The sequence below is a fragment of the Diaphorobacter ruginosibacter genome, assembly GCF_014395975.1.
Lineage (GTDB): Bacteria > Pseudomonadota > Gammaproteobacteria > Burkholderiales > Burkholderiaceae_C > Diaphorobacter_A > Diaphorobacter_A ruginosibacter.
Genome location: NZ_CP060714.1, coordinates 1541350 through 1567640, shown reverse-complemented (window position 1 = coordinate 1567640; position 26291 = coordinate 1541350). Strand labels below are relative to the sequence as shown.

The window sequence follows — 26291 nt, the reverse complement described above, 5'->3', positions numbered from 1 at the left end:
TGTCTTCTCCTCAGATCACTTTGGCTTCGTTCTTCAGCTTGTCGACCAGCGTGGCGACGTCCGGCACCTTCACGCCGGCACCGCGCTTGGCAGGCTCGGACACCTTCAGGGTCTTCAGGCGCGGAGCGACATCGACGCCGAGGTCTGCGGGCGTGACGGTGTCGAGCTGCTTCTTCTTGGCCTTCATGATGTTGGGCAGCGTGACGTAGCGCGGCTCGTTCAGGCGCAGGTCGGTCGTGATGACTGCAGGCGTGTTCAGAGCCAGGGTCTCGAGGCCGCCATCCACTTCACGGGTGACGGTGACCTTGTCGCCGGCCACTTCCACCTTGGAGGCGTAGGTGGCCTGGGGCAGGTCGGCCAGCGCAGCCAGCATCTGGCCGGTCTGGTTGGAGTCGTCGTCGATGGCCTGCTTGCCGAGGATGATGAGGCCGGGCTGCTCCTTGGCGACCAGGGCGTTCAGCAGCTTGGCAACGGCCAGCGGCTGGAGTTCTTCGTCAGTCTGCACCAGGATGCCGCGATCCGCGCCGATGGCCATGGCCGTGCGCAGGGTCTCCTGGCATTGCGCCACGCCGCAGGACACTGCGATCACTTCCGTGACCACGCCCTTTTCCTTGAGGCGGACAGCCTCTTCGACGGCGATCTCGTCAAACGGGTTCATCGACATCTTCACGTTGGCGATGTCCACACCCGTGCCATCCGACTTCACTCGGACCTTCACGTTGTAGTCCACCACGCGCTTGACAGGGACCAAAACCTTCATTGCTGCGGCTCCTTAAGTTATTGACTGGTTTAGTTGACGTGTACGTAAACCAAATCATTCTATCCCGCACCGCAGCATATGCGGCAATTGGCGTTGGAATGATCGGTCTTTTCATAAAAAAGAACGGTCGTGCTTTTCTTGGCTTCAATCGTAGCAGAATTCAATCAAATTGCGCTCCCGCAAATATGCGAGCCAGTCACGAAAGCGACGCAGGTCCGTAGTTCCACGGTGTCCTGTGCCCCTTCATGCGCCTTCATGTGCGCTTACGCGCCTTCCCGGGGCGCCGCCGCTTCGCCGCCTTGCGGCATGGCGGACAGTATCGTGCCGGCCGCCGCAGCAGCAGCATCGGCCAGATGGAGTACGCGTTGCGGATAGGGAATCGAGATGCCCGCGGCACGCAGGCCTTCGAGCAGCGCGATGTTCACGTCCGACTTCAGGTTGGCCACGCCCGCCGCCGGATCACTGATCCAGAAGTTCAGGCTGAATTCGATCGCGTCCGCACCGAAATTCACCAGATAGGCCACGGGTTCGGGCGAGGACAGCACACGCGGCTGCGCCTTCGCCGCATCGGCAAGGATCCTGCGTACCTGCGCCACGTCGCTGTCGTAGCCCACGCCGATGTTGGTGGTGACGTTGAAGCGCATGTCGGCAGCGGAGAGGTTCTCGACGCGCTGCGTGATGATGCTTTCATTGGGCACGATGGACTCGCGGCCATTGCCCGCACGGATCAGCGTGTAGCGGGTCTTGATGTCGGTGATGCGGCCCTCGAATCCATCCACGCGCACGTTGTCGCCGATGCGCAGCGAACGCTCGAGCAGGATCACGAAGCCGCTGACATAGTTGGCCGCGAGCTTCTGCATGCCGAAGCCGAGGCCCACGCCCATCGCGCCGCCCAGGACGGAAAGCGCCGTCAGGTCGACACCGACGGCCGACAGCGCGAACAGCAGGCCCACGAGCACCAGCAGGGCACGCGTCACGTTGATCAGTACCTTGCGCATGGACAGATCGTTGACCGTCTGGTCCAGCACGCGGCGCTCAAAGGTGGCGGAGATCCACAGCGTGGCCACGAGCATCAGGCCTGCCGTGAGGCTGCCGCGAATCAGTGTGAGCAGGCTGACATTGGTCTTGCCGAACGCGAGGTTGATGCCGTCAAGCTCCTTGAGCACCACCGGCAGCAGGCCGGCGATCCACAGGACGGCAACCAGCACCACGCACCACGAGAACACGCGCTCCACCAGCCGTGCCAGTCCCGAGCTTGGAAACGCCGCGGCCAGCACCTTGGCCGTCCAGCGGATGAGCACGATCGACGTCAGCACGGACACCGCAGCGGGCAGGAAGAACACCGGCTCGATATGCCCGACGATCACATTCGCGATGTAGACCAGGACCAGCGAGAGCAGCGGAAACATCACGCCGCGCAAGGCGGTAGGGCCGAACCAGAGCGACTCTGGCCGATTCACCCGCCGTGCCAGCATGCTGCTCAGCATGTAGGCCAGCACCACCCCGGCAACGATGACGCCCAGCTCCACCCAGGTGCTGGCCTCGCGGAATTCCCTGCTCAGCGTATCAAACCATTCCATCCGTCATTCCTGCCGTTACTCTCATCCCGCTCATTCAGCCCTTGCTCCAGACCGGCTTGCGCTTCTCGGCGAATGCGCGTGCGCCCTCCTGCGCGTCGGCATCCATCATGTTCGCGGCCATGGTCTGGCCGGCCAGCTGGTAGGCCGCCTCGACCCCCATCTCGCGCTGGCGGCGCACCAGTTCCTTGCCCATGGCAACGGCGGTGCGCGGCTTCGAGAGAATAGCCTGGACGAGCCGGTCCACTTCGGCATCGAGCTGATCGGGCGATGCCACGCGATTGACCAGCCCCTGCTGCCTTGCAGTCTCGGCGTCGATGAACTCGCCGGTGAGCAGCATCTCCATCGCCACCTTGGCGGGCACGTTGCGCACCAGAGGCACGCTCGGTGTCGAGCAGAACAGGCCGTACTGGATGCCGCTGGTCGCAAAACTGGCCTCGCTGCTGGCCACCGCCAGGTCGCATTGCGCAACCAGCTGGCAGCCCGCCGCGGTCGCCATGCCCTGCACGCGCGCGATCACCGGAACAGGCAATTGGTGGATGCCCAGCATCACGCGGCTGCACCGCGCGAACAGATCCTGGTAGAACGCCAGCTCGGGGTGCGCGGCCATGTCCTTGAGGTTATGCCCGGCGCAGAACGCCCGGCCGTTCGCGGCCAGCACGACCACGCGCACGGACTCGTCCGCGGCAATGCCCTTGAGGGCCTTCTGCAACGCGGCCAGCATCTCGTCGCCCAGCGCATTGAAGCGCTTCGCATCATCCAGCGTGAGCGTGACCACGCCCTGCCCGTCGCGCGCGGCGCGCAGCGGGCCCTCGGCAAATTCGGTGATATCAAACGTCATAGGAAGAAACTCGCATCTTTCATACAGCCACCGCGGGCCAGGCTACGCGGTTCAGAGGTCGGCAAGCACCCGGATATGGGCTTCGACGCTGCGCGCGAGGGGATCCATCATGTACCCCCCCTCCAGGCACGACACGATGCGGTTCTTGCTGAACCGCCGCGCCACGTCCTTGATGCGCTGCGTGATCCACGCATAGTCCTGCTCGTTCAGGCCCAGTTGCCCCATGTCGTCCTCGCGGTGGGCATCGAAGCCCGCGCTCACGAAGATCATCTCGGGCTTGAATGCCTCCAGGCGCGGCATCCACACCATTTCCACTATTTCACGGACGTCCATACCCTTGGTATAGGCAGGCACCGGAACGTTCACCATGTTCGAGGCAGGATTCTGGTCGCCGCTGTAGGGGTAAAACGGGTGCTGGAAGATGCTGACCATGAGGGTGCGGTCATCGCCAGCCAGAATATCTTCGGTGCCATTTCCGTGATGTACATCAAAATCCACGATCGCCACGCGCTTCAGCCGATAGCGGTCGAGCACATATTTGGCGGCAATCGCCACGTTATTGAAGAAACAGAAGCCCATGGCCTTGCTGCGCGTGGCATGGTGGCCGGGCGGGCGCACGCTGCAGAAGGCGTTTTCTATCTCGCCCGACATCACCGCGTCCGTGGCTGCAATGGCCGCCCCGGCGGAGCGCAGCGCGGCGTTCCATGTATGGGCGTTCATCGAGGTGTCGGTGTCGATCTGCTGGTAGGCCGAACCGCCGGCCAGTTGCTCCTCGACGATGCGGTCCGACATTCCACGCACCGAGGCCACATACATGCGATCATGCGCAAGCTCTATGTCTGAGAGGGATGCCAGAGGGGCCTCATATCGCTCCAGGGCGTCGGCCACCCCGGAAACAAGCAGCCGGTCTTCGATCGCGTCGAGCCGTGCAGGGCATTCGGGGTGACCCGGGCCCATTTCATGCTTCCAACAATCCCGGTGGGTGAATAGTCCCGTCTTGCTCAAAGTCATTTGCCAAGTCTCTTGTATTTATCGAATAACGTCAGGCCATGCACGCACAGCAAAAGATCAAATCTCTTCTGGATCAGCTTAACACGGTGATCGTCGGCAAGGAATCCCAGGTACAGGACTGCGTCGCATGCCTGCTCGCCGGCGGCCACCTGCTCATCGAGGATGTTCCTGGGGTGGGCAAGACCACGCTGGCGCATGCGCTGGCAACCACCTTCGGCCTGCGCTTTTCGCGGGTGCAGTTCACCGCCGACCTGATGCCCAGCGACCTGACCGGAGTCTCCGTGTACGAGCGCGGCAAGGAATCCTTCATCTTCCACCAGGGGCCCGTGTTCACGCAGGTGCTGCTGGCGGACGAAATCAACCGGGCCAGCCCCAAGACCCAGAGCGCGCTGCTCGAAGCCATGGAGGAGCGCCAGGTTTCCGTCGAAGGAGAGACGCGCTCCCTGCCGCACCCGTTCTTCGTGATCGCCACGCAGAATCCGCACGACCAGCTCGGCACCTTTGCGCTGCCCGAATCGCAGCTCGACCGTTTTCTGATGCGCATCTCGCTCGGCTATCCGGATCGCCATGCCGAGCGCATGCTGCTCGCCGGCAGCGACCGGCGCGACATGCTCGACCACCTGCTGCCCCAGCTGTCGCTGGCCGAGCTGGAGCAGTTGCAGAAACTGGTGCTCGCGGTGCATGCGTCCGATGCGCTGTTGAACTATGTGCAGGACCTGATCACGGCCACGCGTTCCGGCCGCTGGTTCCTGCAGGGCCTGTCGCCGCGCGCCGGCATTGCGCTGATGCGCGCAGCCAAGGCGCAGGCGCTCATCAGCGGCCGCGACTACGTGGCGCCCGACGACGTGCAGGCGATTCTTCCGCAGACCGTGGCCCATCGCCTGATTCCCGTCGGCGACGCCGGCCGGGGGGCGGTCGAGCAGGTCCGCGCGATGGTGGAAGCCATCCCGCTTCCCTGATCCCCGAGACCTGACGAAAGCCCGTCCTCCATGCAGTCCATCGGCTCCACTGCAGCGCAGCAGCCTCCAGGGCATGCAGCTTCCCCACTGTCCCTGCGCGCCCGCTGGCGGCAATGGTGGTGGTCGCGCATCGCCCCCACCAACACGCTGACGCTCACCCAGCGCAACGTCTACATCCTGCCGACAGGCGCGGGCTGGATGCTGGCGCTCACGCTGCTGCTCCTGCTGGTGGCGTCGATCAACTTCCAGCTCAACCTGGGCTACCTGCTCACCTTTCTTCTGGTGGGGTGCGTGGCGGTGAGCATCTACGTCTGCCATTCGACCCTGCGCGGCCTGAGCCTGCACCTGTCCGACCCCGCACCGCAGTTCATGGGTAGCGCGAGCCCGCTCGAAATCACCCTGACCAGCGCGCGCAGGCAGCCGCGCCATGCCATCGGCCTGGCGCTGCACGGCAGCAGGAACTGGGTGTTCACCGACGTGCCCGGCGCGGGCTCGTCGATCGTCCAGGTCTCGTTCGAGCCGACGCACCGCGGACTACACGGCGTACCCACTCTCAAGGCCGAGACACGCTATCCGCTGGGCACATTCCGTGTCTGGACCATCTGGCGTCCCGCCGCACAGGTGCTGATCTATCCCCAGCCCGAGAACAACCCGCCGCCGCTGCCGCCGGGCGAGGCACGCGCCCAGGGCGCGGGCCATGCCACGTCGCGCGGCGTAGGTGAGTTCGACGGCGTGCGCGCCTACCGCCGCGGCGACCCGCTCAAGCTCGTGGTCTGGAAGAAGGCCGCCAAGTCCTTTGCGTCGGGCTCCGACGAACTCGTGAGCCGCGATGCGCAGCAATTGCAGCAGCAGGAGCTCTGGCTCGATCTCGCCGCCACGGGCCTGCTCGATCGCGAGGCACGCATCTCGCGCCTGACCGCCTGGGTCATCCAGGCCGACCGGCTGGGAGTCGACTTCGGGCTGCGCCTGCCGGGCCAGGAAATCGAACAGGGCAACGGGGCCGCCCACCGGCACCGCTGTCTGGAGGCATTGGCGCTATGCTGAAATCCAGTGCGGCCACGCCGCCCTCCTCCACACAGCGACCACGCTTCGTGGAACACCTGTCCAACCTGCCCCGCGAAACGCGCGACACGCTGTGGCTGCTGCTCGTGGTGGGCTGGGTGATCTCCCCGCTCACGCCCCATGTGCCTGTCTGGACCATGCCATTCGCCTATGGGCTGCTGCTCTGGCGCGCCTGGCTGGCCTTAACACACCGCACACTGCCCGGCCGCTGGGTCAAGGCGGGCCTGCTGCTCGCGGCCATCGGGCTCACGGTGCTCTCGCACCGCACCATCGTCGGGCGCGACGCAGGCGTCACGCTGATCATCATGCTGCTGGTGCTCAAGACGCTCGAGCTGCGCGCGCGCCGCGATGCCATGGTGATTTTCTTTCTCGGCTTCTTCACGCTGCTGGCCAATTTCTTCTTCTCGCAGTCGCTGCTCGTGGCCGCGGTGATGCTGCTGGGCCTGCTCGGGCTGCTGACCGGGCTGATCAACTCCAACATGCCCGTGGGACGGCCGCCGCTCATGCAGAGCATGCGCACGGCAGCGGGCATGGCCGCGCTGGGCGCCCCCGTCATGCTGGTGCTGTTCATGCTGTTTCCGCGCATGGCGCCGCTGTGGGGCATGCCGGGCAACGACATGTCCGGGCGCAGCGGACTGTCGGACGAGATGAAGATCGGCGCGATGGCCTCGCTGGTGCTCGACGAGACCGTGGCCATGCGCATCCGCTTCGACACGCCGGACGGGCGCCCTCCCGAGCAGCGCCACCTGTATTTCCGCGGCCCCGTCATGTCGTACTTCAATGGCATGGAGTGGTTTGCCCTGAACGGCCAGGAGGCACGCTACGGCAGCGCCGGGGCCGGCGGACCGGCATCGGCCATGCTCGAGGTGCGTGGAGAGCCCATCCGCTACGAGGTGACCATCGAGCCCAGCCGCCGCCACTGGCTGCTGCTGCTCGACGCCGCGAAACAGGCACCCGAACTGCCCGAAGGCATGCGTGCACGCATGACGCCTTCCTTGCAGTGGGTGGTGAACCGGCCCATCCAGAATGTGCTGCGCTACAACGCCGAGAGCTACATCGACTTCCAGAGCGGCCCGCTCGAGCGCACGCGCGAGCTGCAGCCCTACGTGCAACTGCCGCACGGCTTCAACCCCCGCACGCTGGAGCTGGCCGAGCAGATGCTCGCCGACCCGCAACTGCGGGGCAAGGGCTCGATGGCCTATGTCGATGCGGCGCTCAGGCGGCTACGCACCGGGGGCTACAACTACACGCTCGACCCCGGCGTCTACGGCACGCATTCCGCCGACGAATTCTGGTTCGATCGCAAGGAAGGCTTCTGCGAACACATCGCATCGGCCTTTGTGATCCTCATGCGCGCACTCGACATTCCGGCGCGCATCGTCACCGGCTACCAGGGCGGCGAGATCAACGGCTTCGACAACTACTGGACCGTGCGCCAGGCCGATGCGCACGCATGGTCCGAGGTGTGGATCGAAGGCCGTGGCTGGATCCGAATCGATCCCACCGGTGCCGTCATGCCCTCGCGCGTGGGCCAGTACATGCGGCTGCAGACCCCGCGCGGCGCGTTCGGTTCGGCGATGGATACCGTCATCAGCCCCACGCTGGTCTCGCAGATGCGCGCGGCATGGGAGGCCGTCAACAACCGCTGGAACCAGTGGGTACTCAACTACACGCAGGAGCGCCAGATGGACCTGCTGCGTGCGATGGGCATGCGCTCGCCCTCCTGGCAGGACCTGGCGCGCATGCTGGGGGCGATTGCCGGACTCGCAGCCCTGGCCGGCATCGCTTGGTCGCTGTGGGAGAAGAACCATCAGGATCCCTGGCAACGCATGCTGTCCGGTACGCGCCAGCGGCTTGCCCGCGCCGGACTGGATCTGGCGCCCCACCTGCCGCCGCGCACCATGGCCCTGCAGATCCGTGCTCATTTCGGTGCCGAATGCGATCCTGTCGCGACCTGGCTGCTCCATGTGGAGCAGGCGCGCTATGCCAGGGAGCCCGAAACGGCGCTGCCCGCGCTGCAGCGGGAGTTCCGCCAGCTCCAGTGGCCCACCCCATCCGCCAACAAGCCCCTGCGTACCGCGTGAAGATCCGGGATGAAGCGTCCATGAAACGACGGCCCGCCCCCACGACGATCACCATGATCGCCACGGTGGCCGCCGCCGTCCTGGCCGCGCTGTCGCTTTCGCTCGGGATGGTGCTGCAGCGGCACCTGGCACCCTCGGTGCCTGACTCCGCCCCTGCCGTCTCCCACGGCGGTGCGCCGGCAACGCGGGCACTGGCCGATCGGCCCGAAGTGCGGCGCTTTGCCGAGGACATGGCACGCCGCAACGGCATGGACGAGACGGCCGTGCGCCAGATGCTCGCCTCCGCACGCATCATCCGGTCCGTGCGCACCCTGGTGCTTCCGCAGGCACTCACGCCGGGCGCCCGAAAGAACTGGACGGCCTACCGCACCCGCTTCGTGGAGCCGGTGCGCGTGCGCGCGGGCGTGCAGTTCTGGCAGGAGCACGCCGATGCCCTGCAGCGCGCCCAGGAGCGGTTCGGCGTGCCCGCCAGCATCATCGCCGGGGTCATCGGCATGGAGACGCTCTACGGCCAGCAGCTCGGGCAGTTCCGTGTGCTCGACGCGCTGGCCACCCTGGCCTTCGACTTCCCAAGGGAACATCCGCGCGCCGAACAGCGCCAGCAGTATTTCGCCCGTGAACTCGAGGAGTACCTGCTGACGGCGCGCGAGCAGCGGATCGCACCCGGCAGCCTGCGCGGCAGCCACTCGGGCGACATGGGACTGCCGCAGTTCATGCCGTCCAGCTGGGCACGCTACGGGGTGGACTTCGATGGCGACGGACATATCGATCTCTGGTCGCCGAGCGACGCGATCGGCTCCGTTGCCAACTACCTGCAGGGGCATGGCTGGATCGCAGGATTGCCCGCGCACTACGAGATCACGCATCGCGGCAGCGCCCATGAACTGCAACGCCTGCTGGATGCCGGAATCCGCCCCTCATTCACGCAGGCAGAGTTGCGCGATGCGGGAGTCGATCTGGACCAGCAGGACGACATTCCCGATGGCATCCTGCTCTCGCTCATCGCACTTGAAAACGGTGCTTCCGAGCCAATCCATATCGCGGGAACCCAGAATTTCCTGGCCCTGACGAAGTACAACCCCTCGCGGTACTACGCGCTCGCGGTCATCCAGCTGGGGCAGGCCATCGAGCGCGTGCGCCTTGCAAGGTAGACCTGGGCCACACGCACTGGAGCTGCACGCCTGCGATGGTGCTCAGGGACGGACCATCCTGCAGGTCGTGGGCTGCTGCGCCCGGTCTGCCGGGATGATGCGGATGACACGGAAGCCGTAGCCCGAGCCCTCGACATCGAACTTCACGCCCGGCGAACCCACGCGCTCCATCACGCCGACGGCCAGGTTCTGCTGGAACTGATGATCCGCCGCGCGCATCACGCCGCGCTGGCCGTAGAGCGTGACATCGGCCTGCTCCAGCGCCCGCGCGATGGCAACCACGTCGGTGGTGCTGCCCGCCTTCTGCGCGGCCTGCGCAAGCGCTTCAATCATCAGTTGCATGCGCATGTGAACGTAGTCGTCCTGCGGCTTGGGAAAGCGCGCGCGGAAAGACTGGTAGAAGGCCTCGCTCTGCGCGGTCTGCACGTTGGGCAGCCAGTCCGCCACGGCGATCACCTTGCCCACGCCAGCATCGCCCAGCGCCGCGGGAGCACCCAGCGCATTGCCGTAGAAGGTATAGAAGGTACCGTCGTATCCCACATCGCGCGCAGCCTTCACCAGCAGCGTGAGATCGTTGCCCCAGTTGCCGGTGATGACCGCCTGTGCACCGCTGGCCTTGATCTTCACCGCATAGGGGGCAAAGTCCTTCACGCGGCCGATGGGGTGCAGCTCGCGCCCGACGATCTTCACGTCGGGGCGCTGCGCCGCCAGTTGTTGCTCCGCCTCGCGCAGCACCGCCTGGCCGAAGCTGTAGTCCTGGCCGATCAGGTACACGCCCTTGAGCGCCTGGTCACCACGGATCACATCCATCAACGCGGCCATGCGCATGTTGGCGTGTGCATCGAAGCGGAAGTGCCAGAAACTGCACTTCTCGTTCGTCAGCGATGGCTCGACAGCGGAATAGTTGAGGAACAGCACGCGCTTGTCGGGCTCGCGCTCGTTGTGCTTGTTGATGGCGTCGATCAGCGCACTCGCGGTCGCCGAGGAATTGCCCTGCAGGATCACCCGCGCGCCGTCGTCGATGGCCGCACGCAGGGCCGAAAGCGCCTCCTCGTTCTGGCCCTTGCTGTCATAGCGCTGCAACTGCAGTTTCACGCCCGCATCACGCTGGTTCACACGTTCAGCCGCCCAGGCGATGTTGCGCAGCACGGCCTCGCCCGTGTTGGCAAACGGGCCTGACATGCTCTCCACCAGTGCCATCTTGAGCACGCCTGGGGATCCAGTGCCCGCCGCGATGGCGGGAAGCGCAGCCATGGAAGCCAGGCCGGCGCCCAGCAAGGAGGAAGCCCCGGCCCTCAGGGCCAGGCGTCGAGAGGATTGCATAGGGATCTCTTCAGTTGAATCGCTGGGTCGGCCTGACCGCATCGTCGCTTGGGGTTACCAAGCTCGCACCGGAGGGATGCTCCGCCATGAGTTGCTCAATGACCGAGTCCATGGACGATGGAGCCATGCCCGATGGTTCGCCCTTGGAGTCTGCCTCGCTCGCAGGGGCCACCGCGTCGTCCGGAGTGGATTTCGGAGGCCTGATTTCCACCGGAGCGGGAATCGGAGGCTTCACCTCGTAGGCCTGCACACGCGGCGGTGCGATGGGATAGGCCTGAGCCGCCTTCACCTCGGGCACGTACTCGGCCGGGGGAGCCGCGCTTGAAGGAGTACCCACAGGAAGAGCCGACGGAGCCGTCTGCTCGGCCGACGTCGGAACGTAGCGATCGAACAGCTGGAAGAACAGCTCATAGAACTTCGGGTCGGACACGGTCTCGCTACCCACCTTGACCAGCGTGTCGTCGGTGGCGCTCACGGGCAACGACACCGAACCGATTGCACCCACGCCCAGCGACGCGGAGTTGTTGATCTTCTTGATCACATAGCGATCCTGCAGGGCGCTCGCATAGGCCGCGGTCTTGTCGTCGTTGCGGCCCTCGGTTGCGCAGACCACGCGCATCTCCACCTGGTAGTGGATGTCGTTCGTCGGCTGGAAGTACTTGCGCCCCGTCACCAGTTCGGCGGTGGCGGTGTTCACCAGATAGCCCTGGCTGAGCAAAGCGCGACGGGCCGCCTCGCAGGTCCTGGACTGCGAGGCCAACACATGCCGCGTGTACATGCTGGTGTTATCGAAGTCGGCCGGGCTGAACGGGACGGACTTGTCCAGTCCCGGCATGGAATTGGGAATCGAGCCGCATCCCGCCAGCAACGCAGCGCAGGCGACGGTGCAGGCGGTGAGCAGCAATGAGGAACGGGATTGTTGAAGCATACGAAGGTGAACCATGAACCGCTCTGGAAGGCTGTACAGCCCATCGAAAAAAACTTGCAGACAAGGCTCTTGAAATGCCTGGAACGTCTCCCATTTTCTCAACAAGCGCGCGATATGTTTAAAAAAATTCCTTTATCCACAGGAGCTTTGAGATGATTTTCGCACCCGTCATTGGCCGTCATGCAGCATTTGGTATCCCCCGTGCATCCGATGCGGCCCTGCAGCGTTTCATGCAGACCACCCTGCAATCCACCGCGGCAGACGACTTCAAGGTGAGCAAGAGCGACAACGGCATCACGCTGGAACTCGACGTGCCCGGACTCTCCCGCGAGCAATTGCAGATCCGCATCGAAGGCAGGCAGGTCCACCTGTCGAGCATCGAAGGCGCGCCACGCAGTGTTCGCCGCAGCTGGGAACTGGCCGATGAAATCGATGCGTCCGGCAGCTCCGCGCAACTGCAGAACGGTGTACTGACGCTGCACCTGGCCAGACTGGCCCCGGTGGACAAGAGCGTACAGCTCACCATCAACTGACGAAACTGATGGCCTGATCTCCGAACCCCGGAGCCAGGCCCCAGGCCTGTTACCAGCCCTTTCAACAAGGGTGTCATGTTCAGCATCAAGGCGGCTTTCGAGCCGCCTTTGTCATTGCCCCGCTCACTGCTCCAGCGATTGCCCCACGCGGCGCAGGAAGCGTTCGCATGCATCGAGCTGCGACACCTCGATGTATTCGTCGGGCTTGTGGGCCTGCTCGATCGATCCCGGGCCGCACACCACCGTAGGAATGCCCACCTTGTGGAACAGCCCCGCCTCGGTGCCGTAGGCCACCTTGCGCTTGCCCTGGTCATCCGTCAGCGCCCGTACCAATTGCGTGATGGCCGCGGTCTCCGAGGCCTCGAGCGCAGGTGCGCCAGCACCCGTCTCGATGTCGATGCGCGCATCGGCAAACTCGCGCCGCATGCGCGGTAGCAGCTCGCCCTGCACATAGGCATCCACCTGGGCCTGGATGCCCTGCACCGACATGCCGGGCAGGTTGCGGAATTCGTAGGCGAACTCGCAGAACTCGGGAATCGTGTTGACCGCGATGCCGCCCTGGATCTGGTTGGTCGTCATGGTGGTGAACGGCACGTCGAAGAACTCGTCGTAGGGCCCCTTCTCGCGGTAGTGGTCGGCGATGTCACGGATATGGCAGATCAGCCGGGCCGCATACTCGATCGCGTTGGAGCCCCTGGGCGTCAGCGAGGAATGCGCCGCCTTGCCATGCACACGGCAGCGAAACAGGTTGATGCCCTTGTGAGCCACCACCACCTGCATGCTGGTCGGCTCGCCCACCACGCACCCGTCGAACTTCGCACCGCGCAGTTTGAGTTCGTCCAGCATCACCGGCGCGCCCACGCAGCCAACCTCCTCGTCGTAGGACAGCGCAAGATGCAGCGGCCTCGCACGCGGCATCGCCAGGAATTCCGGCACCAGTGCGAGGGATGCGGCAATGAAGCCCTTCATGTCGCAGCTGCCGCGTCCATAGAGCCGCCCTTCGCGCTCGATCAGGGCAAATGGGTCGCTGCTCCATGGCTGTCCATCGACGGGCACCACGTCCGTGTGGCCCGAAAGCACGATGCCGCCCTGTGCACTGCCATCACGCGCGGGCAAGGTCGCGAACAGGTTCGCCTTCCCGCCTGCGGGAGAGTGGATCAGTTCGGCCTTCACGCCTTGCGTGGCCAGCGCATCGCGCACGTACTCAATGAGCTGCAGGTTGGAGTTGCGGCTGGTGGTGTCGAAGGACACCAGCTTCTGCAGCCATTCACGGGTATTCATCCAGGTCATCGGGAGAGTGTAGCCCGGGTGTCGCCGGCCCAACGCCACAACCGGCCAACCGCGCAACCCTGCGCCTCAGCGCAGAGAATCCAGCGGCCAGCGCGGCTTCACGTCGAACGCATATTCCTCGCCGGCCTTTTCACGGCCTGCCTGCAGCCGCATCGCCGCCGCCATCGCGATCATCGCGCCGTTGTCGGTGCACAGGTGCAGCTCCGGATAGTGCACGCGGATTCCGCGCTTGCCGCAGGCCGCGTTGAGCTGCTCCCGCAGGAGCTTGTTGGCCCCCACGCCGCCGGCCACCACGACGCGCTTCATGCCCGCCTGGTCCAGCGCAGCCAGTGTCTTCTTCACCAGCACCTCGACGATGGCCGCCTGGGTGCTGGCGGCCAGATCGGCCTTGCGCGCCTCCAGATCATCCCCGAGCTTCTTCGCCTGGGTGAGCACGGCGGTCTTCAGGCCCGCGAAGGAAAAATCCAGGTCGCCCGAGTGCAGCAGCGGGCGCGGCAGCTTGAAGGCCTTGGCATCGCCGCCCTCCGCGAGCTTCGAGAGCACCGGCCCCCCGGATACGGCAGACCCATCAGCTTGGCCGACTTGTCGAATGCCTCACCGGCAGCGTCGTCGATGGTTTCGCCCAGCATGCTGTACTCGCCCACGCCATCGACACGCATCAGCTGCGTGTGCCCGCCCGACACCAGCAAGGCGATGAACGGGAACTCCGGCGGATCGGCGCTCAGGAACGGCGAGAGCAGGTGTCCTTCGAGATGGTGCACACCCAGCACCGGCTTGTTCAGCGCCGCGGCCATCGCGCAGGCCACTCCCGCTCCCACGAGCAGCGCTCCGGCAAGCCCCGGCCCGCGCGTGAAGGCCACCACGTCCACCTCGGACAGGCTGGCGCCCGCGTCCTGCAGCACCTTCTCCGTCAGGGGCAGGACACGGCGAATATGGTCGCGGCTTGCCAGCTCGGGCACGACGCCGCCGTAGGCGCGATGCATCTCGATCTGGCTGTGCAACGCATGGGAAAGAAGTGTGGGCACGCCCCCATCGTCCGGCGTGCGCACCAGGGCGACACCGGTTTCATCACAGGAGGATTCGAACCCTAGAATCAACGAACTCATGGGACGCAAGTGTAGTTCGCGGCGGGATTTCGAGCGGGGAAAGGGGAATGGAGTGGGGGAGAAAGAAGAAGCGGGACTGATGCCGGCTCCACGGGATGAAATGACCGTTGCAAACCGTTGCCATCGCAAACCCTAATCAGGACAGCGCCCAGTTGCACAACGGCGCAGCTTGGTCAACACTGTGTATGCAGAAAGAATCTCGATTCCTTGCCCGCGGAGGGCGCGCAAGGTGCAGGGCACGGAATTGACGACCACTTGTTTGACCCGACAGAGGAGCTCCATATGACGACGGTTGCCGAAGTTCTCAAATCCAAGCCGCAAGCCCAGGTATTCGCCGTAGCCCCCGGCGACACGATTCTGACCGCGCTGAAGCTCATGGCCGACAAGGGCATCGGCGCGTTGATGGTGCTGGATACCCAGGGCAACATCGAAGGGATCTTCTCCGAGCGCGATTACGCACGCAAGGTGGTTCTGCTCGGAAGGTCCTCCGGCGACACCCCCGTGAGCGAGGTGATGACGCGGGCCGTGCGGTTCGTGCGGCCGGACAACACCACCGAGGAGTGCATGGGCGTGATGACGAACAACCGGATCCGCCACCTGCCGGTGGTGCAGGACGGAAAGGTGATCGGACTGATCTCCATCGGCGACCTGGTGAAGAACATCATGTCCCACCAGAAATTCCTGATCGAGCAGATGGAGCAGTACATCACGGGCAACGCAATGTCCTGACGTGCCCGGAAACTCCAAGCCCCGCCCTGGCCGTCATGCGAACAGCTGGGTCAGGGCAAGGGGAAGGGGTGCACGTGCCTGATCAGCGGCGTCCGCCCAGCAGGCTCGTGCCCATCTTGAGCAGGTCGCCCAGCCCCACCTGTCCGTCACCGTCCTGGTCGAGCACGCTGCCCAGCAGCCCCCCGCCCATGCCGCCCGGTTGCTGTGCACGGGCCTTTTCCTGGCCCAGCATGTTACCCAGGCTCCCGGTATCCATGCCGCCCGCGTTCACGCGATTGGCCAGGAACGCCATCACGATGGGCGCCAGGATCTGCAGCAACTGACCGCCACTCGCGCCCAGGCCCGAAGCCTGTCCGAGGCTGTTGCCGGCCTTCTGCTCATTGCCGCCGAAGATATGGCCCAGGATATCCGCGCCCATGGAGGAGCCGCCACCGGACGCCCCGCCGCCGAGCACCGAGCCGAGCAGACCGCCCAGATCGAGTCCGCCCATGCCGCCCAGAGCCGCCTGAGGCTGTTGGCCGGGCATATGGCCCTGCAGCGCATTCATCAGCGAATCCGCGCCGCCGGGTTGCTGCGCGTTGTGCCCCAGGGCGCCCAGCAGCATCGGCAACGCCATGCTCACCGCATCGCCCGCGGCCTGCTGGTTGGTCCCAAGCTGTTGCGCGATCTGCTGCATGGGCGCGCCCTGCAGTTGGGACATCAGTTCTTCTGCCAGAGAAGCGTTGTCATTGGTGTTCATGGACCGATCCTTCAAGTTGGGAATGGATGCATTCTGCCGTTTGGCGAGTGCGGATGGGCGATGTTATTCGTCGAACATGAATCTATACAGCCGCAAACCCCTACTGCAAAGAGTAGGACACGAAAGAAGGACGTTAGTTAACAAAGGCCCGGGGGCGTGCCTCATTTCAGATAGCCGCGCAGGATCTCCAGCACCGGCTCCAGCTCCGCCGCCGCCTCCCTGCTGTGAACCGCCACATGGTCGCGCACATGCCCTTCCACCAGCCTGGCCATCAGCCCCTGCGTTGCCCCGCGAATCGACGCCACCTGCTGCAGGATGGCCTCGCAGTCGTCCTCGGATTCCAGCGCGCGCTCCAGCGCGGACACCTGACCGGCAATGCGCCGCACACGGGCGAGCAGCGCTTTCTTGTCTGCGATGGTATGGGACACGACAGCTCCTTTCGATCACTTTCCGGATCGGTAGTAGTATAGGGGGGTACCCTATATTTCAATACAACATGAACACGCAGACCCCGCTCCCGGTGCACTCCCATCAGTTTGGCTCGGCCAACCCGATGGCCGAACGCAATACGCTTCGCGCCACCGTCATCACGCTGATCATGATGGTGGTGGAAGTCACTGGCGGCTACTGGCTCAACTCGATGGCCTTGCTGGCCGATGGCTGGCACATGAGCTCCCATGCGCTCGCGCTCGGAATGGCGGTGATGGCCTATGCGATGGCACGGCGCCTGGCAGGCGACAAACGCTTCACCTTCGGCACCTGGAAGATAGAGATCCTTGGTTCGTTCAGCAGCGCATTATTGCTGTGCGTGGTGGCGATCCTGATGTTCGTGCAATCGGTCGAGCGGCTTTTCTCCCCCGCACCCATCCACTACAACGAGGCAATCGCCATCGCCGCCCTGGGGCTGGCCGTGAACCTGCTCTGCGCCTGGCTGCTGAGGGACGCGCACGACCACCACGGGCACGAGCATGGACATCACCATGGACATGGGCACGAACACGGGCATGCCGACATGAACCTGCGCGCCGCCTATATCCATGTGATCGCCGATGCCGCCACGTCCGTGCTCGCGATCTTCGCGTTGCTGGGCGGCAAGCTCTATGGCGCGCAATGGCTCGACCCCTTGATGGGCATCGCAGGCGCCGTGCTGGTGGGCGTCTGGGCCGTAGGGCTGATCCGCCAGTCGGCACGCATCCTCCTGGACGCTGAAATGGATGCCCCGGTGGTGGAGGAAGTCCGCGATGTCATCCGCGAGGACTTCCCCGAAGCCCGCATCACCGATCTGCATGTATGGCGTGTGGGCAAGGATGCCTACGCCTGCATCGTGGCGCTTGCCAGCAAGGTGCCCCTGTCGCCCGCGGCCGTGCGCAGTGCCCTGGGCATCCACGAGGAACTCGTGCACATCACCGTGGAGGTGCAAGAACCCGACGGCAGCATGGCGCTGGCGTCCTAGGGTCCCAGGGTCCCTTGCAGGGATGCTGCCCTACAGCTCCAACCTGAATCCCACGCCATACACGGAACGGATCAGGTCCGCCCGGGAATCCACCGCCTCCAGCTTGCGCCTCAGATTCTTGATGTGGCTGTCCACGGCACGGTCATTCACCGAGCGGGGATCGTCATGCAGCCGGGCCAGCAACTGGTCACGGGTGAACGCATGGCCCGGGGCGGACAGCATGATCCGCAGCAGCCTGAACTCCACCGGCGTGAGCGGCAGCAGCACGCCCTTGTAGTAGGCGCGATAGGCCTCCACATCCATGCGCAGTGGCGATTGCCCGCCTTCCCGTGCACCCTGCTGCTGCACGCGCCGCAGGATGGCCTTCACCCGCGCCACCACTTCGCGCGGACTGAACGGGGTCTTGCAGATGTAGTCGTCCGCCCCCGCCTCGAGGCCGTCCAGCCGGTCGGCCTCCTCCACTCGCGCCGTCAGCATCACGATCGGCACATCGCTGAAGCCGCGCAGTTCCCTGCACAGGCCGATGCCATCACGGCCCGGAAGCATCACGTCGAGCAGCACGAGATCCGGGCGGCTGGCACGCACATGGTCAATGACCTGCGCACCATCGGCAATCCAGCTTGCGCCGTAGCCTGCGGCACGCAGGTAGTCCATCATCAGCGCAGCCAGCTTGGGCTCGTCCTCGACAACCAGCACATGGGCCGCGGGCATCACCGCCGCCGCCTGCTGATTTGGAATGCGGGACTCCGTCATGTCTTCCATCCTTGCGTACCATCCTGTTCCACATCCTCGCCCAGCAGCGGCAGCCGCACGGTCATGAGCAGCCCGCCAAGCGGCGAATGCGCGGCCTGCATGTCGCCTCCGTGCGCCTCGATGATGCGGCGGCAGATCGCAAGGCCCAGCCCCGCCCCGCCGCTGGCCCGGCTGCGCGAGCCTTCGACGCGGTAGAACCTGTCGAAAATGCGCGCCAGGTGCTCCGGCTCGATACCGGGTGCCGAGTCGCTGAAACTCAACTCCGCAACCTCGCCGTGCCTGCGAGCGATGATGACCACCCTGCCGCCGCGATCGGTGTAGCGCAATGAATTTTCGAGCAGGTTGCCGAACAGCTGGCGCAGCCTCCGCGCGTCCCCCGACACTACCAGCTCCCAACCGCCGCCATGCGTTTCACCCTGCATTTGGCCCTGCGTCTTTCCATCCGTTTCGTCGCCTGCCTCGCAGCGCAGTGTGAGATCGATGCCGGCGGCCGCCAGACGCGGCGCATGCACCGAGGCCGCCGCGCGCAGCAGCTCGACCAGATCGACAGGCGTATGCTGGAACGTCATGGCGCCAGCCTCGGCAAGCGACAGGTCGTACAGGTCACTCACCAGCTTGTTCAGTGTGGCCACCTCCGCCTGCAGCGATTTCACGGCATCCCGTGTGAGTGGCCGCACACCATCCTCCATCGCCTCCAGTTCGCCATTGAGCACCCCGAGCGGCGTGCGCAGCTCGTGGGAAAGATCGGCCATGAAGTCCCGCCGCATGCCCTCGTTGCGCTCCAGGACCCGCGCCATGTGGTTGAAGTCGGCCGCCAGCTGCCCGACTTCGTCGCGCGACTCGTGCGCATCGACGCGGATCGAATAGTCGCCATCGGCCAGCCGGCGCGTGGCCTTGGCCATTTCCCGCAACGGCTTGAGCAGCGCCCGCGCCGCCCAGAGCGCCACCAGCGCCGCCATGAGCACCGACACCGCCCCCATGGTCCAGCTCGCACGAAACTGGTTCTGCTCGAACCGGACATCCCCCGCCGCCGTCACGCTCTGGAAGCGCGCCGTGACGACGTAGCCGACGGTCCGGCCATCCACCTCGAGCGGCCGGCGCGTTCCCTTGCCGCGCGTGTCGGTGAAGCCCACCACGAACTGGCCATCGGCATCGAGCAGCGTGGTGCGCAGCAGCGCTCCCGTGAGTTCGGAGAGCGGCGGAGACGGTTGAACTTCCTGCCCGTCGAAGGTATCAGAGACGGGGTCCACGCCGGGCAGCGGGCGCAGTAGGTGGAACCAGCGGCGCCGTTCGCCGCGCAGGAACTCCCAGTTGCTCCCGTTCTCGAGATAGGCCTCGATGATGCGCGGGCGCGCCAGCTCAAGCCGGCGCTCCTCCTGCTCGTTGAGATAGCCGAGAAAGCCCCTGTTGAAGCTCCATTGCGCAGCCAGCGCCATGGCCACGACGACACAGGCCGCCGTGAACAGCACCGCCAGGAACAGCTTGGCGGTGATGCCAGGCGCCAGCCGTCCCCAGGAAAACTTCGATTTCGACTCCGACACGCTGAGAATGAATCCTATGAATGCCAATGACCAACAAAGGCCCATGACGGCCAACGACTGCCGGCAAGCACCCGCAGCCAGCGGCATGAACAGGGCCGATTAAACATCAGCACCCAGATTTTGCATGCCAGTAACGGGTTTTCCGGTACACAAAGCGACCTTTTGTGATACCAGAATCGCGGGCTGCTCCCATGTTTCTCCCAAATTGGCGTTCACAATGATCGCCTACATCGCGATCCGCGCCTTTCCATGAATCCAGCCGCTCCCGACATCTCCATGCCGCACGTCCGCCGCACGTCCAACACCCGCCCAATTTCGTGGATTGGATACCCAACATCCAGCATGTCACGTCTTCTTGTCATTTCCGGCTGCGTTCTGGCATTGGCTGCATGTTCCGACAAGCAGACCGGGGCACCCAAGCCCTCGGGACCACCCGAGGTAGGAGTGGTCAGGATCGAGCCCGAGCGCCAGGTCGTCACCAACGAATTGCCCGGCCGCACGAGCGCATTCCTCACTGCGGAAATCCGCCCCCAGGTGGGCGGCATCCTGCAAAAGCGCCTGTTCACGGAAGGTGCCGCGGTCAAGGCAGGCCAGGTGCTCTATCAGATCGATCCGGCGACGTACTCCGTGGCGCTGCAAAGCGCCGAGGCCGCGCTGTCCAAGGCGCGCGCCACGCTCGGCACGGCGCAGACCAACGCCAAACGCAATGCGGAACTGGTCAAGATCGACGCCGTGAGCCGCCAGGTCTACGATGACAGCCAGGCCGCCGTGGTGCAGGCGCAGTCGGACGTGGCCGTGGCAACCGCCGCCGTCGACACCGCACGCATCAACCTCGGCTACACCCAGATCAAGTCGCCCATCGCGGGTCGCACGACCACCTCCTCCGTCACGCCGGGGGCTCTCGTCACGGCCAACCAGACCAACGTCCTCACCACCGTCTCGCAGATCGATCCGCTGTACGTGGACTTCGCGCAGTCGAGCTCCGACGTCCTGCAGATGAAGAACGCCATGGCTTCGGGCCGCATCCAGAGCGCGGGCAAGGGCGAGGCGCGCATCACCATCAAGCTCGACGACGGCAGCGACTACGCACACGAGGGACGCCTGCAGTTCAGCGGCGTGAACGTCAACCCCAACACCGGCTCGATCACGCTGCGCGCCGTGGTGCCCAACCCCGACGGGCTGCTGATGCCCGGCATGTATGTGCGTGCACTGCTCGAGGGCGGCGTGCAGGAAAAGACACTGCTGGCACCGCAGCAGGCCGTGACGCGCGATCCGGCGGGCAATGCCAGCGTGATGCTGCTCGGCCCCGAGAACAAGCTGGAGCGCCGCCGCATCGTTACCGGCGCCGCCATCGGCAACCGCTGGGAAGTGGTGTCCGGCCTCAAGAGCGGCGACCAGATCCTGGTGGACGGGTCGCTGCGGGTGAAGGACGGAGACAAGGTCAAGCCGGTGCCCTGGAAGCCGCGTGACGCCAACAAGGCCGTGACCGGCGACGACGACAGCACCACGGTGCCGGAAGCCGCCGCGCAGCCGGCCAGCGCCGCCGCGTCCCGCTGATCGGGGGACTGACTCGCCATGGCTCAGTTCTTCATCAACCGCCCCGTTTTCGCGTGGGTGCTGTCCATCGTCATCATGCTTGCGGGCGCGATGTCCATCTGGACGCTGCCGCTCGAGCAATACCCTGACATCGCGCCGCCGCGCGTGACCATCAACACCACCTATACCGGTGCGAGCGCCGAAACCGTCGAGAACTCGGTCACCCAGGTGATCGAGCAGCAGCTCAAGGGACTGGACAACCTGCTCTACATGAGCTCCACCAGCGACTCGGCCGGCCGCTCGCGCTCGACGCTCACCTTCGCGCCCGGTGCCAACATCGACGTGGCGCAGGTGCAGGTGCAGAACAAGCTGCAGGGCGCGCTCAACCGCCTGCCCGAATCGGTGAAGAGCCGCGGCGTGTTCGTGAACAAGGGCGGCCAGGACTTTCTGGTCACCTACGTCTTCACCTCGCCCGATCCCAGCGTCACGCAGGTGCGCATCGGCGACTACCTGACCAGCAACGTGGTCGACGTGGTCGCCCGCGTGGACGGCGTGGGCGACGTGACCGTGTTCGGCACCAACTACGCGATGCGCATCTGGATGGACCCGGCGCTGATGGAGAAGTACGCGCTGATGCCCTCCGACCTGGTGACCGCGCTCAACAACCAGAACGTGCAGGTTTCCGCCGGCCAGCTCGGCCAGCTCCCCGCCGTGAAGGGACAGATGCTGAACGCCACGATCACCGCGCGCACCAAGCTGCAGACGGTCCAGGAGTTCAAGGACATCGTGCTGAAATCCGCGCCGGACGGCTCGGTCGTGACGATTGCCGACGTGGCCCGCGTCTCGCTCGAAGGCGACAACCTGACGGTGAAGTCCATCCTGAACGGCCAGCCCGGCGCAGGCATGGGCATCGTGCTGGCCGATGGCGCCAATGCCATGAAGGTCGCTGAAGACGTGCAGAAGAAGCTCGACGAGCTCTCGCACTACTTCCCGGACGGTATCCGCGGCGTGGTCAGCTCGGACAGCACGCCATTCGTGCGCGCCTCCATCGAGGAAGTGGTCAAGACCCTGGCCGAGGCCATGGTGCTGGTGACGCTGGTGATGTTCGTGTTCCTGCAGAACTTCCGCGCCACGTTGATCCCGGCCATCGCCGTTCCCGTCGTGCTGCTCGGCACCTTCGGCGTGCTCTCCGTGATGGGCTACTCGATCAACATGCTGACCATGTTCGCCATGGTGCTGGCGATCGGCCTGCTGGTGGATGATGCCATCGTGGTCGTGGAGAACGTCGAGCGGGTGATGAGCGAGGAAGGCCTGGGCCCGAAGGAGGCCACGCAGAAGTCCATGGCGGAAATCACGCCCGCGCTGATCGGCATCGGCCTCACCCTGTCGGCCGTGTTCATTCCGATGGCGTTCTTCGCGGGCTCGGTGGGCGTGATCTACCGGCAGTTCTCCGTCACCATCGTGGCCGCGATGGCCCTGTCGGTGTTCGTGGCGCTGACGCTGACGCCGGCCCTCTGCGCGACACTGCTCAAGCCCATGGCGCATGGCCACCACGACCGGCCGATCCGCCGCGGGCCGCTCGGCTGGGTCGACCGCTTCTTCCGCGGCTTCAACCACCAGTTCGACAGCAAGGCCAACCTGTACCAGGGCTCGGTGGGCAAGCTGCTGGGCCGCACCAAGCGGGTGATGGTGATCTTCCTCGCGCTGCTGCTGGTCGTGGCCTGGCTGTTCCACCGCCTGCCCACCTCCTTCCTGCCCGACGAGGACCAGGGCTTCGTCTCCGCCAGCATCACACTGCCCTCTGGCGCCACTGATGCACGGCTGCAGGACGTGATGGACGAGATGACGACCTATTTCCGCGCGATCCCCGAGGTCGACCGCGTGAACGCCATCTCGGGCCTGAACGGCAACCAGAACTCCGGCAACATGTTCATCCGGCTCAAGCCCTGGGACCAGCGGCCGCTGGCAAGCCAATCGGCGGCGGCCATCGCCGACAAGGCCACACGCGAGCTGCGCCGCATCCGCGATGCGCGCATCTACGTGATGCTGCCCCCCGCCGTGCGCGGGCTGGGTTCGAGCGCCGGCATCAACTTCATGCTCAAGGACCTGAATGGCCTCGGCCACGACGCGCTGATGCATGCCAAGGACACCATGATCGACGAGGCGCGCAACATGCCGTCGCTCTTGAACATGCGGACCTCGAACTTCGACGACACCTCCGAGCTGAAGGTGGACATCGACGACCGCAAGGCGGCCGCGCTGGGCCTCTCGATGACCGACATCAACAGCGTGCTCGCGAGCGCGCTGGGTGGCAACTACGTCAACGACTTCATCCACTTCGGCCGCGTCAAGCGGGTCTACATCCAGGGTGATGCGCCCTACCGCATGCTGCCGCAGGACATCGGCCAATGGTCGGTGCGCAACAAGAACGGCGAGATGGTGCGTTTCTCCGCATTCTCGAGCACCTCGTGGTCGTCGGGCTCTCCGCAGCTCATGCGCTACAACGGCAGCCCCGCGCTCGAAATGCTGGCGAGCACGCCCGCCGGCGTGAGCTCGGGCGACGCGATGAAGGCCGTCGAGACCATCATGCAGAAGATGCCGCCCGGCATCGGCATCGAATGGACCGGCGCCTCTCTGCAGGAGCGCCAGTCGGGCTCGCAGGCACCGCTGCTGTACGCCGTCTCGATCCTCTTCGTGTTCCTGTGCCTTGCGGCGCTGTACGAAAGCTGGAGCGTACCGTTCTCGGTGATGCTGGCCGTGCCGCTCGGGGTGATCGGCGCGCTGGTGGCCACCTATACGCGCGGCATGTCCAACGACGTGTACTTCCAGGTGGGCCTGCTCACCACCGTCGGCCTGGCATCGAAGAACGCCATCCTGATCGTGGAGTTCGCGGTGCAGCTGCAGGAGCGCGGCATGAAGATCCTGGACGCCACGCTGCAGGCCGTCCGCATGCGCCTGCGCCCGATCCTGATGACCTCGCTGGCCTTCGGCTTCGGCGTGCTGCCCCTGGCCATCGGCACCGGTGCCGGCGCCGGCGGGCGCCGCGCCATCGGCACGGCCGTGCTGGGCGGCATGGTCTTCTCCACGCTGCTGGGCGTCTTCTTCGTTCCGGTGTTCTTCCTCGTCATCCGCAAGCTGTTCACGCGTGAGAAGGCCAGCCCTTCCACGTCTGCCTCTGCTTCAGCTTCCGCGTCCGCTCCCACCGCCCCCGGCGCGCACGACACACCGCATACCGCACCATGATGGAAACGCATTCCCGACCGGCCCCTCGCCAGTCTCCTCTCTTCGCCCGCACGCGCCTTGCGGCGCTGCTCGCTGCGCCGATGATGCTGTCGGCCTGCATGTCCCTCGCCCCGGACTACCAACAACCACCTCTTCCCGTGCAGGACACGATGGAGCACGCCAAGTCCAGCGCCGCGCTCTCGCCCGACCAGCAGGCCGCGGTGCGCGTGGACGAGAACAATGGCCCGATGAACTGGCAGGAGTTCGTGGCCGAGCCGCGCCTGCGCGAGCTGATTCGCCAGGCTCTCGACAACAACCGCGACCTGCGCGTTGCGACGCTCGCCATCGAGAAGGCGCGCGCGCAATACGGCGTGGAACGCTCGGCGCTGTTCCCGTCGGTGGCCGCCACGGGGGTGGGCAACCGCAGCCGCACCGCCGACGACCTGACCAGCGCCGGCCGCAGCAACACCTCCGGCCAATACACCGCCCAGCTCGGCTTCAGCAGCTACGAGATCGACTTCTTCGGCCGCGTCCGCAACCTGAACGAAGCCGCTCTGCAGGAGTTCCTGCGCACCGGCGAGAGCCGGCGCAGCGTGCAGCTCAGCCTGATCGCGGAAGTGGCCAACGCCTGGCTCACCACCGACGCCGATGCCCGCCGACTCATGCTGGCGCGCGAGACGCTGCGCACCCGCAAGGAGGCGCTCATGCTGACCGAGCGCAGCCACGAGCTCGGGGCATCGAACGGCCTCACGCTTGCGCAGACCCGCACCACGGTCGATTCCGCGCGCGTGGATGTCGCCACCTTCGTCTCGCAGTTGGCACGCGACCGCAATGCGCTGGCCCTGCTGGTGGGCGACTCGGTGCACGAGTCGCTGCTTCCGCCAAGCATCGCCCAGGCCGCAGCGACACGGACGGAGCCCGCGCCGCTCGGCGAGGGCCAGCGCAGCGCCGAACGCCTCGCCTCGGTGCAGACCACCCTGCCGGAGCCCGCGACCTCTCTGCTCTCGGTGCCGCAGGACCTGCCGTCCTCGGTGCTGCTGCATCGCCCCGACGTGCAGGCCGCGGAGCACACGCTGCGCGGCACCTACGCGAGCATCGGTGCGGCGCGTGCCGCGTTCTTTCCGTCGATCACGCTGACCTCGTCCATCGGCGTGGGCAGCAGTTCGCTGTCGAACCTGTTCGACTCGGGCAACGGCACCTGGTCCTTCATCCCGCAGATCCGCCTGCCGATCTTCGATGCGGGCCGCAATCGCGCCAACCTGCGCATCTCCGAGGTCGCGCGCGACACGGCGGTCGCGCAGTACGAGAAAACGGTGCAGGTTGCGTTCCGCGAAGTCTCCGATGCCCTGGCAGACCGCGCCACGCTGGACGAGCGGCTGGATGCGCAGCGCTCGCTGGTGGATGCAACGCGCAAGGCCCTTGAGCTCTCGGATGCCCGCTACCGCCTGGGCGCCGACAACTACCTCACGGTGCTCGACGCACAACGCTCGCTCTACACCGCGCAGCAGACGCAGATCACCCTGCAACTGGCCGAACAGGCCAATCGCATCACGCTCTACAAGGTGCTCGGCGGACAATGGACCGACGGCGAACTCGAGCGCGAGGATGTGGCGGCCTCCGCACGCCCACCAGCGGACACGGCCACCGATTGACGCAGCCGCCCGCGGCGCGTGGCGGGTGTCTGGCAAACGCG

Annotated in this window: 21 protein-coding genes and 1 pseudogene; 10 read left to right on the top strand and 12 right to left on the bottom strand. The window is 65.5% G+C overall.

Annotated elements, in window-relative coordinates; all coding sequences use genetic code 11:
- Window positions 1–10 precede the first annotated feature (10 nt).
- The 4 genes from H9K76_RS07125 to H9K76_RS07110 all read right to left on the bottom strand — a co-directional run bounded on the left by H9K76_RS07125 (window position 11) and on the right by H9K76_RS07110 (window position 4189).
- Window positions 11–760, bottom strand: coding sequence for an electron transfer flavoprotein subunit beta/FixA family protein (locus H9K76_RS07125; protein WP_187599111.1), 750 nt, complete (start codon window positions 758–760; stop codon window positions 11–13).
- A gap of 263 nt (window positions 761–1023) precedes the next feature.
- Window positions 1024–2340 carry a mechanosensitive ion channel family protein gene (locus H9K76_RS07120; RefSeq protein ID WP_187599109.1) on the bottom strand — a complete coding sequence of 439 codons (1317 nt, stop codon included), beginning with the start codon at window positions 2338–2340 and terminating at the stop codon, window positions 1024–1026.
- A gap of 34 nt (window positions 2341–2374) precedes the next feature.
- Window positions 2375–3178 (bottom strand): enoyl-CoA hydratase, encoded by an 804-nt coding sequence (locus H9K76_RS07115; protein WP_187599108.1) that lies wholly within the window; start codon window positions 3176–3178, stop codon window positions 2375–2377.
- A 51-nt stretch (window positions 3179–3229) separates the two neighbouring features.
- The gene (locus H9K76_RS07110; protein WP_187599106.1) at window positions 3230–4189 is read right to left on the bottom strand and encodes a histone deacetylase family protein; all 960 of its coding nucleotides are present in this window, start codon (window positions 4187–4189) and stop codon (window positions 3230–3232) included.
- Window positions 4190–4227: 38 nt separating this feature from the next.
- Between H9K76_RS07110 and H9K76_RS07105 the strand changes: the two genes are divergently transcribed.
- The 4 genes from H9K76_RS07105 to mltB are packed head-to-tail and all read left to right on the top strand — an operon-like array spanning window position 4228 to window position 9445.
- A complete protein-coding gene (locus H9K76_RS07105; protein WP_187599104.1) occupies window positions 4228–5148 on the top strand; it encodes an AAA family ATPase in 921 nt (306 codons plus the stop codon).
- A gap of 30 nt (window positions 5149–5178) precedes the next feature.
- A complete protein-coding gene (locus H9K76_RS07100) occupies window positions 5179–6192 on the top strand; it encodes a DUF58 domain-containing protein (RefSeq protein WP_187599102.1) in 1014 nt (337 codons plus the stop codon).
- Window positions 6186–8294: a transglutaminase TgpA family protein gene (locus tag H9K76_RS07095; RefSeq protein ID WP_187599100.1), complete on the top strand. Its 2109-nt coding sequence runs from the start codon at window positions 6186–6188 to the stop codon at window positions 8292–8294. Before H9K76_RS07100 ends, H9K76_RS07095 begins: the two co-directional genes overlap by 7 nt.
- Before the next feature lie 20 nt (window positions 8295–8314).
- Window positions 8315–9445, top strand: a complete 1131-nt coding sequence (mltB, locus tag H9K76_RS07090; RefSeq protein WP_246475363.1) for a lytic murein transglycosylase B — start codon at window positions 8315–8317, stop codon at window positions 9443–9445.
- A 42-nt stretch (window positions 9446–9487) separates the two neighbouring features.
- Here mltB and H9K76_RS07085 read toward each other — a convergent pair whose 3' ends face one another.
- Window positions 9488–10768, bottom strand: a complete 1281-nt coding sequence (locus H9K76_RS07085; RefSeq protein ID WP_187599098.1) for a branched-chain amino acid ABC transporter substrate-binding protein — start codon at window positions 10766–10768, stop codon at window positions 9488–9490.
- Between the two features lie 10 nt (window positions 10769–10778).
- Window positions 10779–11696 (bottom strand): DUF2242 domain-containing protein, encoded by a 918-nt coding sequence (locus H9K76_RS07080; RefSeq protein WP_246475362.1) that lies wholly within the window; start codon window positions 11694–11696, stop codon window positions 10779–10781.
- A 152-nt stretch (window positions 11697–11848) separates the two neighbouring features.
- On the opposite strand from H9K76_RS07080, the gene H9K76_RS07075 reads away from it, so the two are divergent.
- Window positions 11849–12229, top strand: a complete 381-nt coding sequence (locus H9K76_RS07075; protein ID WP_187599094.1) for an Hsp20/alpha crystallin family protein — start codon at window positions 11849–11851, stop codon at window positions 12227–12229.
- Between the two features lie 123 nt (window positions 12230–12352).
- Here H9K76_RS07075 and argE read toward each other — a convergent pair whose 3' ends face one another.
- Together argE and tsaD are read right to left on the bottom strand one after the other, a co-directional pair.
- Window positions 12353–13510 carry an acetylornithine deacetylase gene (gene argE, locus H9K76_RS07070; RefSeq protein ID WP_187599092.1) on the bottom strand — a complete coding sequence of 386 codons (1158 nt, stop codon included), beginning with the start codon at window positions 13508–13510 and terminating at the stop codon, window positions 12353–12355.
- A 75-nt stretch (window positions 13511–13585) separates the two neighbouring features.
- Window positions 13586–14625 (bottom strand): annotated as a pseudogene (tsaD, locus tag H9K76_RS07065) (tRNA (adenosine(37)-N6)-threonylcarbamoyltransferase complex transferase subunit TsaD).
- A gap of 282 nt (window positions 14626–14907) precedes the next feature.
- On the opposite strand from tsaD, the gene H9K76_RS07060 reads away from it, so the two are divergent.
- Window positions 14908–15354, top strand: a complete 447-nt coding sequence (locus tag H9K76_RS07060) for a CBS domain-containing protein (protein WP_187599090.1) — start codon at window positions 14908–14910, stop codon at window positions 15352–15354.
- Window positions 15355–15436: 82 nt separating this feature from the next.
- Here H9K76_RS07060 and H9K76_RS07055 read toward each other — a convergent pair whose 3' ends face one another.
- Both H9K76_RS07055 and H9K76_RS07050 read right to left on the bottom strand, forming a co-directional pair.
- Window positions 15437–16093, bottom strand: coding sequence for a DUF937 domain-containing protein (locus tag H9K76_RS07055; RefSeq protein WP_187599088.1), 657 nt, complete (start codon window positions 16091–16093; stop codon window positions 15437–15439).
- Between the two features lie 161 nt (window positions 16094–16254).
- Window positions 16255–16521: a metal/formaldehyde-sensitive transcriptional repressor gene (locus H9K76_RS07050; RefSeq protein ID WP_187599086.1), complete on the bottom strand. Its 267-nt coding sequence runs from the start codon at window positions 16519–16521 to the stop codon at window positions 16255–16257.
- Window positions 16522–16589: 68 nt separating this feature from the next.
- Here H9K76_RS07050 and dmeF point away from each other — a divergent pair, with 68 nt between their 5' ends.
- A complete protein-coding gene (gene dmeF, locus H9K76_RS07045; protein ID WP_187599084.1) occupies window positions 16590–17546 on the top strand; it encodes a CDF family Co(II)/Ni(II) efflux transporter DmeF in 957 nt (318 codons plus the stop codon).
- A gap of 30 nt (window positions 17547–17576) precedes the next feature.
- On the opposite strand, the gene H9K76_RS07040 is transcribed toward dmeF, so the two are convergent.
- Window positions 17577–18299, bottom strand: coding sequence for a response regulator (locus H9K76_RS07040; RefSeq protein WP_246475360.1), 723 nt, complete (start codon window positions 18297–18299; stop codon window positions 17577–17579).
- On the bottom strand, window positions 18296–19840 hold the full coding sequence (locus H9K76_RS07035; RefSeq protein ID WP_246475359.1) for an ATP-binding protein: 1545 nt from the start codon (window positions 19838–19840) through the stop codon (window positions 18296–18298). Before H9K76_RS07035 ends, H9K76_RS07040 begins: the two co-directional genes overlap by 4 nt.
- Window positions 19841–20182: 342 nt before the next feature.
- Here H9K76_RS07035 and H9K76_RS07030 point away from each other — a divergent pair, with 342 nt between their 5' ends.
- The 3 genes from H9K76_RS07030 to H9K76_RS07020 are packed head-to-tail and all read left to right on the top strand — an operon-like array spanning window position 20183 to window position 26250.
- Window positions 20183–21397, top strand: a complete 1215-nt coding sequence (locus H9K76_RS07030; RefSeq protein ID WP_246475357.1) for an efflux RND transporter periplasmic adaptor subunit — start codon at window positions 20183–20185, stop codon at window positions 21395–21397.
- Window positions 21398–21415: 18 nt separating this feature from the next.
- A complete protein-coding gene (locus tag H9K76_RS07025; protein ID WP_187599082.1) occupies window positions 21416–24619 on the top strand; it encodes an efflux RND transporter permease subunit in 3204 nt (1067 codons plus the stop codon).
- On the top strand, window positions 24616–26250 hold the full coding sequence (locus H9K76_RS07020) for an efflux transporter outer membrane subunit (RefSeq protein WP_425489683.1): 1635 nt from the start codon (window positions 24616–24618) through the stop codon (window positions 26248–26250). The genes H9K76_RS07025 and H9K76_RS07020 overlap by 4 nt, the downstream gene beginning before the upstream one ends.
- Window positions 26251–26291: the final 41 nt, after the last annotated feature.